The organism is Verrucomicrobiota bacterium (assembly GCA_016871535.1).
GTDB lineage: Bacteria > Verrucomicrobiota > Verrucomicrobiia > Limisphaerales > SIBE01 > VHCZ01.
This window is the reverse complement of record VHCZ01000356.1, coordinates 1-5,130: the sequence shown is the minus strand read 5'-3', so window position 1 is coordinate 5,130 and position 5,130 is coordinate 1. Positions and strand designations below refer to the sequence as shown.

At 60.1% G+C, this 5,130-nt stretch carries 4 protein-coding genes; all 4 read left to right on the top strand.

The window, feature by feature from the left end; translation table 11 throughout:
* Window positions 1–390: 390 nt before the first annotated feature.
* Complete coding sequence (lpxK, locus tag FJ398_25895; GenBank protein MBM3841321.1) at window positions 391–1,563, top strand: tetraacyldisaccharide 4'-kinase; 1,173 nt, start codon at window positions 391–393, stop codon at window positions 1,561–1,563.
* A gap of 183 nt (window positions 1,564–1,746) precedes the next feature.
* Window positions 1,747–2,688 carry a hypothetical protein gene (locus FJ398_25890; GenBank protein ID MBM3841320.1) on the top strand — a complete coding sequence of 314 codons (942 nt, stop codon included), beginning with the start codon at window positions 1,747–1,749 and terminating at the stop codon, window positions 2,686–2,688.
* Between the two features lie 24 nt (window positions 2,689–2,712).
* A complete protein-coding gene (waaF, locus tag FJ398_25885; GenBank protein ID MBM3841319.1) occupies window positions 2,713–3,882 on the top strand; it encodes a lipopolysaccharide heptosyltransferase II in 1,170 nt (389 codons plus the stop codon).
* Between the two features lie 239 nt (window positions 3,883–4,121).
* On the top strand, window positions 4,122–4,937 hold the full coding sequence (locus tag FJ398_25880; protein ID MBM3841318.1) for a type II secretion system protein: 816 nt from the start codon (window positions 4,122–4,124) through the stop codon (window positions 4,935–4,937).
* The last annotated feature ends 193 nt before the right edge of the window (window positions 4,938–5,130 follow it).

Here is a 5,130-nt window from a genome sequence, read left to right as displayed (position 1 = left end):
TTTGCTGGAGGTGATTTTGCTTTCAGGCACGACGAAGGAGCATAGCCAGGGCTCTGCGACTGAGGAGAAACGAAGCCAGAAAGCGAAATCGCCCCAGCCCTCCGGGGCGGGGCGGCGCCTGGCCGGCTGCGGCGTTGCTCGTCAATCACAGCCCCAAAACGGGGATACTCCCTCCTCGCGCCTTGCATCCGGCCAGGCGGCGCTCCCGCCAAAACCGGAAGTTATTTTTGCACAGACCCTAAGGTGGGGCGAGACTCCTCCCGAGCCCATGCCTCGAAGAAAAGCTCCGCAGGAGCGTCGCCCCACCGTCGTTAACTGAGGAGTTGCATCCGCCAGCGCACCGTGCGAACTCTTGCTCTGGGGTTGCCAGGTTGGCAAACTGGCCGCCCGATGCGTGAGCAATTTCGAGCCTGGACGGAAAATCTCGAAACCTTCGTTCTGGAAGTCATCTTCGAGCAGCGGCGCGGCAAACGCGCGGCGATCGTCCGGTTTACCTTGTTCCTGCTCTCCAAACTCTTCCAGGTCGCGGTCAAACTCCGCCATTTTCTCTACAGCGTTCGCATCCTCCGCGACCATACGCTCGGCGTGCAGGTGATCGCGATTGGGAACCTCACCGTGGGCGGGACCGGCAAAACTCCCGTGGTCGAAAAGTTTGCCCGGGAACTGCAAGACCAGGGCCGCACCGTGGCGATTCTATCGCGCGGGTACCGTTCCAAGCCCCCGCCGTTAACGAAGCGTTTCATCGATAAGTTGCTCTTCCGCGAAGATAGCACGCCTCCGCGAGTTGTTTCCGACGGCAAATCGTTGCTGCTCGATTCGGAGACGGCTGGCGACGAACCCTACATGCTCGCGTCGAATCTCAAGGACGTCGTCGTTCTCGTGGACAAGGACCGGGTCAAGAGCGGGCGTTACGCGATCGAAAAATTCGGGTGCGACACCCTGCTCCTGGACGATGGTTTTCAATACTGGAAACTCAAAGGCCGGCGCCGGGACATTGTGCTCATCGACTATCAACAGCCGTTCGGGAACGAGTATATGCTGCCGCGCGGCACGCTGCGCGAACCGCCGTCGCACCTGTTTCGCGCCAGCACGATCTTCATCACGAAAAGCGACGGCAACGCCGTCGGCCTGCGCAAGCGAATCGCGCAGTTGAATCCGAACGCGAGCATCATCGAGTGCGTGCATCATCCGCTTTACTTCGAGGACGTATTCACCGGGGAACGTTTCGGATTGGAATTTCTGAAGAACAAACGCGTCGCCGCCTTGAGCGGCATTGCGCAACCGGAAAGCTTCGAGCAGTCACTGGTGAAGTTGGGAAACGATCTGGTTTATACGAAACGGTTCGCGGATCACCACCGCTTTTCCCAGCAGGAAATCCTTAACGTCATCAATCGAGGCAAGAAGCGCCAGGCGGAGGTCATCGTCACCACGCAGAAGGACGCCGTGCGCTTCCCCAAACTGGATCGGCGCGACTTGCCGATTCTTTTCATGCGCGTGGAAATCAAGATTCTGAAAGGCGCGAAGGATTTCCAGGACTGCGTCCGGCAGATTTGCTTTCGTTAAGTTTAAGTTTAAGAGTGTGTTTTGAACATGGGTGGAACGGGCTAACAGCCCGTTTTCGGCGGCAACTTGCCGCCGAAGATGGCGGCAGGCTGGTAGCCTGCCGCAACAGGCCAGTGGCCTGTTCCACCCAAAAGGCGTTTTCGAAAGATTCGCCAGTAAATCAAAAGTCCGTCGCAGTATGGTATGGATCGACTTCTCTATTGCCTGGCGCGGAGCGCCGTCGCGCTCATTCAGCGGCTGCCACTTCGTTGGGCCGCGAAGATGGGACGCGCCGGCGGCGCCGTGGCTTATTGGCTCGACGGGCGCCATCGCCGAGTGGCCTTGCGGAATTTGAAACAGTGTTTTGGAGCCGAGAAATCCCCGAAAGAACTCCGCCGCATCGCCCGGGAAAATTTTCGGAGGATTGGCGAGAACTTTGTGTCCGCCATCAAAACGGCGTCGCTGTCTGACGCCGAGTTGGACGGTGTTTTGGAAGTCGTGGGCGCCGAGCGGTTGCAGGCGACCCGGGACGGCCAGGCGGCGGGAAACTGCATTGTTGCCATCGGGCATTTCGGAAATTTCGAGCTTTATGCCCGTCGCGCGATTTGCGTCACGGGCTTGAGTCCGGCCACGACGTACCGCGGTTTGAAGCACCCTTCCTTGAATCGGTTGTTGCAATCCTTGCGGGAGCGATCCGGTTGCCGATTTTTCGAGCGGCGCACGGATGCGAAGGCGTTGCGCGAGGCGCTCAACGGTTCCGGGATGCTTCTGGGATTGCTCGCGGACCAGCACGCGGGCGACCACGGATTATGGTTGCCGTTCCTGGGACGGGAGTGCTCGACGAGTGCCGCCCCCGCCGTGCTGGCCCTTCGCTATCGTGCAACGCTCTACACCGCGATTTGTTACCGGGCCGACCTGGCGCGCTGGGTGATCGAGATCGGCGAACCGATCCCAACTTACGCGAACGGGGAGCCGCGGTCCGTTGAAGACATTGTCCGGGAAATGAATCGGGCTTTTGAGAAGGCCATCCTGCGCGATCCACCCAACTGGTTCTGGGTTCATCAACGCTGGAAGCCGCGCAAGGGAACACCCCGGAGGGGAAACCCAGACCTCGCTCGACAAGCGGTTGAGCCGTTAAAGCGTTAAAGCGTTGCAGCGTTCTACCGGCTGATGACGCCAAATCCACCTTCTCCAGCGCGACCGGCCAAGATCCTTGTGCGCGGCGTGAATTGGCTGGGAGACGCGGTGATGAGCACGCCGGCGTTGCTGCGGCTCCGCGAGGCTCACCCGCAGCCGCAGATCGCCATTCTGACACCGGCCAAGCTTGCGGATCTCTGGCGTCACCATCCGGCGATTGATTCGATTTGGCCCATTGCAGAAAGGGAATCCGCCTGGTCCGTGGGCCGGCGCTTGCGCGGTGAGACGTTCGACCTGGCTGTGGTTTTGCCGAATTCGTTTCGTTCCGCGCTGGAGGCCTGGCTGGCGCGGATCCCAATGCGCGTTGGTTACCGAGGCCAATGGCGCCGCGGACTGCTGACGCAAGCGATCGCCGCGCGTTCCGGAAACGTTCCGATGCGCAAGCGGTCCGGAGGCGAGGTTCGCCGCCTGATCCAAATCAACCCTGCGCCAGCGGTTCAGGAATTCTCAAATGCCGCGCACCACATTCATCAATATCTGCACTTAGTGAATTGTCTGGGCGCAAGTTCCAAGCCGGTTGCGCCTCAGGTCGTCGTGACAGAGGACGAGGTCAAAGACTTCTTGGTTCGCCGGCAACTCGAGTCGAATGGTTCGCGTCCTCTATTCGGCCTGTGTCCGGGCGCGGAATATGGTCCGGCCAAGCGCTGGCCCGCGGAACGGTTTGTGGCTGCGGCCTGCGAAATCCAGCGCCGCACCGGCTGTCAATGGCTTATCTTTGGCGGAGGCAGCGAAACCAGCCTGGCAGAAAGCATCAGGACACAGATCCATGAAGCCGCGTCGCGCCTATCGCCAATGGCCAATCGCCAATCGCCGATCCTGTTCGTCCAGAATCTGGCAGGTCAGACCACGCTTCGCGAACTCGCCGCGGGTCTGAAAGCGTGCCGCGTCCTGCTCACGAACGACAGCGGGCCGATGCACCTGGCGGCGGCTGTGGGAACGCGCGTGGTCGCGCTCTTCGGCAGCACGTCGCCCATGCTCACAGGTCCCGGATTGACGGGCGATGCCCGGCATTCAGTCCTGCAGGCTCGCGTTCCTTGCGCGCCCTGTTTTCGGCGGCGGTGTCCGATCGATTTTCGTTGCATGAACGGAATCCGCGTTGAGGAAGTGATCGAGGCAGTGGTCCGGGACTTCCTGGAGGATTGAGGAATTGAGCAGCGAATCTCAGTTTGACTTCGGTAGGGCGAGCCTGTCCCCAGCGAGCCGGACCGAACGTGATCCCAGCTCGTCGAGCGGCTCGCCGGGACGGACTCGCCCTACCGTGGAAACCTTCGCCTTCATGGGAAGGAATTGAGAGAATTGAGAAGAATTGAGAACCGCAGGTTGACCGGCACGCTGCGGCGTGCTACTTAATCCGCAAGCCAGAGCCAAACTCTTCCAAAGCCATGAAACGAAACTGCCGCCTGCTCCGCCCCACCGCATTCACTCCAACCGCCAAATCTCGGTTGCCACAACATCCCGGCTTCACCCTGATCGAACTCCTCGTGGTCATCGCGATTATCGCGATCCTGGCCGGCATGTTATTGCCCGCGCTAGCCCGGGCGAAAACCAAGGCCACCAAAACGCTCTGCGCGAGCAACTGCAAACAATGGGGCATCTCCGTCAACATGTATGCCGGAGACGCGGACAATTCCTTCCCCGACAACAGCCAGGGTTACCATCTGAGCTGGATGATGCCGAGCATGAGCAATTTCTGGATCAATTACCTGATGCCGAACACGCGCGGCAAAGGCAAGACCGAGCGCCCGCCCACGCATGTCCTGTTCTGCCCCACCGACAAGTGGCACCGCGCTTACGAGCAAGACAACGTCCTGACCGACAATCAGCCTCAGTTGCTCGGCTATTTCTATCTGCCCGGACGAAGAACTCTGGATGGCGACACGGCCGCGCAAGGAACCAAGGAATGGTTCACGCGGCTGAAAATGGGAGACCGCTATTCCCAGGCGCCAATCCTCATTGACCGCCTCCAAGGGATCGGGCCGCAAACGACGAATATTTATGATCCACGCCTGACCTGGACCACCGATTACAGCGGGAAAAAAGTCCTGACGGCGGTGCATCGCCGGTCAAATGGCGCGCCGGATGGGGGGAACTTCCTCTTCGAGGACGGCCATGTGGATTGGATCAACGGGAAGCGCGTCAGCCTGGGCGCCGCGGTCGGATCGTGGATGTGCTTCTTCAAAATCCCGATCTCGGAATAGACTCACTTCTGATACCAGGTGCCGTCCGGCTTGAGGACATAGACCGGAGGAGGAACGGGTTCCCTCTTGGGCAGGTCCACATTGGCGAGCTTGAAGACGCCGCGCGCCGTGAGAGCGACGGCCACGACGAATAATATTGCGGTGAGAGGGTTGACCCATTTTCGAGCTTGAGCCGGCTTCCAGTGCTGCGGGC